At 69.8% G+C, this 4058-nt stretch carries 5 protein-coding genes and 1 pseudogene; 3 read left to right on the forward strand and 3 right to left on the reverse strand.

The genetic code is table 11. The annotated features are described in order from the left end of the window. Positions 1-446 (forward strand): annotated as a pseudogene (locus ACFE71_RS15085) (glutathione-disulfide reductase); the annotation flags it as partial. A 141-nt stretch (positions 447-587) separates the two neighbouring features. Here ACFE71_RS15085 and ACFE71_RS15090 read toward each other — a convergent pair. After that, a complete protein-coding gene (locus ACFE71_RS15090) occupies positions 588-1361 on the reverse strand; it encodes an enoyl-CoA hydratase/isomerase family protein (RefSeq protein ID WP_375429583.1) in 774 nt (257 codons plus the stop codon). A gap of 85 nt (positions 1362-1446) precedes the next feature. On the opposite strand from ACFE71_RS15090, the gene ACFE71_RS15095 reads away from it, so the two are divergent. Continuing rightward, a complete protein-coding gene (locus ACFE71_RS15095; RefSeq protein ID WP_375429584.1) occupies positions 1447-2643 on the forward strand; it encodes an acetyl-CoA C-acyltransferase in 1197 nt (398 codons plus the stop codon). Positions 2644-2840: 197 nt separating this feature from the next. Next, the gene (locus ACFE71_RS15100) at positions 2841-3617 is read left to right on the forward strand and encodes an SDR family NAD(P)-dependent oxidoreductase (RefSeq protein WP_375429585.1); all 777 of its coding nucleotides are present in this window, start codon (positions 2841-2843) and stop codon (positions 3615-3617) included. On the opposite strand, the gene ACFE71_RS15105 is transcribed toward ACFE71_RS15100, so the two are convergent. Both ACFE71_RS15105 and ACFE71_RS15110 read right to left on the reverse strand, forming a co-directional pair. Next, complete coding sequence (locus ACFE71_RS15105) at positions 3614-3871, reverse strand: hypothetical protein (protein WP_375429586.1); 258 nt, start codon at positions 3869-3871, stop codon at positions 3614-3616. The genes ACFE71_RS15100 and ACFE71_RS15105 overlap by 4 nt on opposite strands. A 56-nt stretch (positions 3872-3927) precedes the next feature. Further along, a partial coding sequence (locus ACFE71_RS15110) for a 2-oxo acid dehydrogenase subunit E2 (protein ID WP_375429587.1) occupies positions 3928-4058 on the reverse strand: 131 nt, incomplete at its 5' end.

Here is a 4058-nt window from a genome sequence, read left to right on the forward strand (position 1 = left end):
CGATCGGCGACGTCACCAACCGCATCCAGCTGACCCCCATCGCGATCCGCGAGGGCCAGGCTTTCGCCGACACGGTGTTCGGGGGCAAGCCGACCACCGTCGACTACCACGACGTCCCCTCCGCCGTATTCAGCCACCCGCCCATCGCCGCCGTCGGCATGACGGAGGGGGAGGCCCGCGACACGCTGGGGTCGGTGAAGGTCTACACCTCCGACTTCCGTCCGATGAAGAACGTGCTGGCGGGCCGAGACGAGCGCGCGCTCTACAAGATGATTTGCGAAAGCGAGACGGGGCGGATCGTCGGGCTCCACATGATCGGCCCGGACGCGCCGGAGATCCTCCAGGCGGCGGCGGTGGCGATCAAGGCGCGGCTGACCAAAGACGACTTTGATGCGACGGTCGCGTTGCATCCTACGATGGCGGAAGAACTCGTGCTGATGCGCTAAATCCTTCTCCCGCTTTCGCGGGAGAAGGTGGCCGAGCGCAGCGAGGTCGGATGAGGGCACTTCCGGGCAAGGTTCGTCCCTCACCCTGGCGCTCACGCGCCTGTCCCTCTCCCGCGAAAGCGGGAGAGGACGCGAACGAACCTACTCCCCCACGAACCGCCCCGGCCGTCGTTCGTTCACCGCCCTCACCCCCTCCGCGAAGTCTGCCGTCTTCTGCAACCACGCCTGCTCCGCGAGTTCATGGTCGGTCGCCTCCGCCACCAGCCGCGCCAGATCGCCCCGAAGCGTCGCCCGCGTCGATCGGACCGCCAGCGGCGCGCCCGTCGCGATCTCCGCCGCCAGCGCAAGCGCCGCATCATCGACCCCGCCCGTCGGGGCGAGCTGGTCCGCCAGCCCCCATTCGAACGCCTGCCCGCCCCCGATCCGCCGCCCGGTCAACAGCATGGTGAGCGCGCGCTGACGCCCCACGATCCGCTCCAGCACCGCCGAGATGCCGAAACCCGGATGGAAACCGAGCTGGACGAAATTGGCGACGAACCGCGCTTCCGGGGCGGCTATCCGGAAATCGGCGACCAGCGACAGCCCTAGCCCCGCCCCGACCGCCGACCCCTGCACCGCGGCCACCACCGGCTTCGCGACCCCGAACAGCTTGGCCGCGGCAATGTAGAACGGGTTGCGCTCGCCCTCTGGGCGTTCCTCCGCGACGGGATTGGCATTGGCGAGGTCCGCCCCCGCGCAGAACACCCGCCCCTCCGACCGGAGCACGATCGCCCGTACCTCCCTGTCCCCGTCCGCCGCGTCGAACGCCGCGCCGATCGCCTCGATCAGCGCCAGGTCGGCGAAATTATGCGGCGGACGGCTGAACGTCACTATCGCGACATGCCCGTCGCGCCTCATCTCCACGGCGTTCGTCATCACCCGGTCTCCTCCTCTCCCCCCTCGCCCAGGACCGCCGCGCGCGCTAGACCCCGCGCATACCCATTCCCCGAAAGGCACTCCCATGCGCGAAGCAGCGATCGTCTCCACCGCCCGCACCGCCATCGGCAAGGCTTACCGCGGCGCTTTCAACGCCACCGAGGCGCCCGTGCTCGCCGCGCACGTCATGAACGCGGTCGTGGAGCGCGCGGACGTCGATCCGGCGCGCATCGACGAGATCTTCTGGGGCGTCGGCAACCAGTGGGGGACGCAAGGGGGCAACGCCGGGCGGATGGCGGGCTTCGCCGCCGACCTGCCGCGCTCCGTTCCCGCCTTCACGCTCGACCGCAAATGCGGGTCGGGGCTGACGGCGGTCGCGCTCGCCGCGCGGTCGATCATGTGCGACGAGATCGACGTCGCGCTCGCGGGCGGGATGGAGTCGATCAGCCTCACCGTCACCAAGGACGCGCCGCGTCACGTCAACGGCTCGGTCACCGCCGTCGTGCCCGCCGCCTACATCCCGATGATCGAGACCGCCGAGATCGTCGCGCGGCGCTACGGCATCAGCCGCGACGCTCAGGACGAATACGGTGCCCAGTCGCAGCAACGCGCCGCCGCCGCCCTCGCCCGGGGCGCGTTCGCCGAGGAGATCGTGGCCGTAACCGTCGACAAGGCGCTGTTCGACAAGGAAGGCAACCGCACCGGCACCGAGACGGTGACGCTCGCGCAGGACGAGGGCATCCGCCCCGGCACCACGCTCGACGCCCTGCGCGGGCTCAAGACCGTCTGGGCGGGCGGCGAGTTCAGCGGGCCGGGCATGAGCGTCACCGCCGGCAACGCCAGCCAACTGTCCGACGGCGCGTCGGCGCAGCTGCTGATGGACCGCGCGACCGCTCAGGCCGAGGGAAAGGACATTCTCGGCGTCTATCGCGGCTTCCAGGCGGCGGGATGCGAGCCCGACGAGATGGGCATCGGCCCCGTCTTCGCGATCCCCAAGCTCCTCGACCGCGCCGGGCTGTCGGTGGCCGACATCGGCCTGTGGGAGCTCAACGAGGCGTTCGCGTCGCAATGCCTGTACTGCCGCGACCATTTCGGCATCGATCCGGAGAAGTACAATGTCGATGGCGGCGCGATCGCGGTCGGCCACCCGTTCGGGATGACGGGCTCGCGGCTGGTCGGCCACGCGCTGATCGAAGGTCGCAAGCGCGGCGTACGGTGGGTCGTGGTGTCGATGTGCACCGCCGGCGGAATGGGCGCGGCCGGCTTGTTCGAGATCGTCTAGGCGGGCGACCGCTCGCGCGACCCGCGCGGCACGAGAGCGCAAGCAAGCTGGTCTTTCATGCGACGCCGGCCGCGTTGGACATCTTGTCTTTTCCGTCATCCCGGCGAAGGCTGGGATCTCGTGGTTCGGACCGGGCACCCCCCGGCGGGAGACCCCAGCCTTCGCTGGGGTAACGGACCATGTGGGGAGCGCGCGATATGCCCACCGCACTCGTGACCGGCGCGTCCGCCGGGCTCGGCGACGGTTTTGCCCGCGCGTTGGCGAAAGAGGGGCAAGACCTGATCCTGACCGCGCGCCGCGTTGACCGGCTCGAGGCGCTGGCCACCAAGCTTCGCGCCGCGCACGGGGTCGCCGTCCACGTGTTCGCCGCCGACCTCGCGCGGCCGGGCGCGACGGAGGAGTTGCTCGCCGACGTCGCGGCGGCCGGGCTGTCGATCGACCTGCTCGTCAACAACGCGGGTTACGGCGCGCGCGGTGGGTTCGCGGAACTCGATCGCGACGAACAGCTCGGCATCGTCGACGTCAACTGCCGCGCGCTGGTCGCGCTCGCGCACGGTGTCCTACCACAAATGATCGCGCGCGGGTCGGGCGGCATCCTAAACGTCGCCTCGACCGCCGCCTTCCAGCCCGGCCCGTGGATGGCGGTATACTACGCCAGCAAGGCTTTCGTACTGAGCTTCTCGGAGGCGCTGCACGAGGAGGTACGGGACAAGGGCGTACGCGTGTCGGCGCTGTGCCCCGGCCCGACCCGCACCGAGTTCGCCGACCGCGCGGGCATGAAAGATCTGGCAAGCTTCGACGCCGTATGGGCCGACGCCGACGCCGTGGTGCGCGACGGGCTCGCCGCGGTCCGGGCGAACAGCGCGGTCAAGGTGTCGGGGACGATCAATACGCTCATGGCCGACAGCGTCCGCTTCCTGCCCCGCATCCTTGCGCGCAAGGTCACCGGGACGATCCAGAAAAGGCGCGGCTAGTCGACCTTTCCGTCGATCGACCCTTCGCGGGCCAGTCCGGAGCGACCGGTCTTTTCGGCGAAGGCGGTGCCCGACACTTCGGTCACGGTGATCGTCGCGCCCTGGACGCGTTCGTCCTGGGTCTGTTCGGGATTCGGATCGGCCAGGGTGTTCCCCTGCTCGCCGCGCATCCCGCCGGGCGCGGGCGGGTTGCGGTTCGACTCGTCCGCCTGTCCGTAAACGCGCGGTTCCGGGTTCTTGTCGGTGTCGGGCATGGAAAAACTCCGTTCGGGTTCGGGGAGTGAACGCGAACGGATGCCGGTAAGTGCCGTCAATCGGCGAACAGCAGGACGGGCGTCTCCAGATACCGCTTGAGCGCCTGGACGTAGCTGGCCGCGTCCCAGCCGTCGACGACGCGGTGGTCGCAGCTGATCGACAGGTTCATCAGCTTGGCGCGGCGGA

The organism is uncultured Sphingomonas sp., from assembly GCF_964237155.1.
In the GTDB taxonomy this organism is placed as follows: domain Bacteria; phylum Pseudomonadota; class Alphaproteobacteria; order Sphingomonadales; family Sphingomonadaceae; genus Sphingomonas.

Coding starts and splice junctions, on each gene's coding strand:
- ACFE71_RS15090 (WP_375429583.1), bottom strand. CDS start 1,361: ATGACGAACGCCGTGGAGATGAGGCGCGACGGGCATGTCGCGATAGTG.
- ACFE71_RS15095 (WP_375429584.1), top strand. CDS start 1,447: ATGCGCGAAGCAGCGATCGTCTCCACCGCCCGCACCGCCATCGGCAAG.
- ACFE71_RS15100 (WP_375429585.1), top strand. CDS start 2,841: ATGCCCACCGCACTCGTGACCGGCGCGTCCGCCGGGCTCGGCGACGGT.
- ACFE71_RS15105 (WP_375429586.1), bottom strand. CDS start 3,871: ATGCCCGACACCGACAAGAACCCGGAACCGCGCGTTTACGGACAGGCG.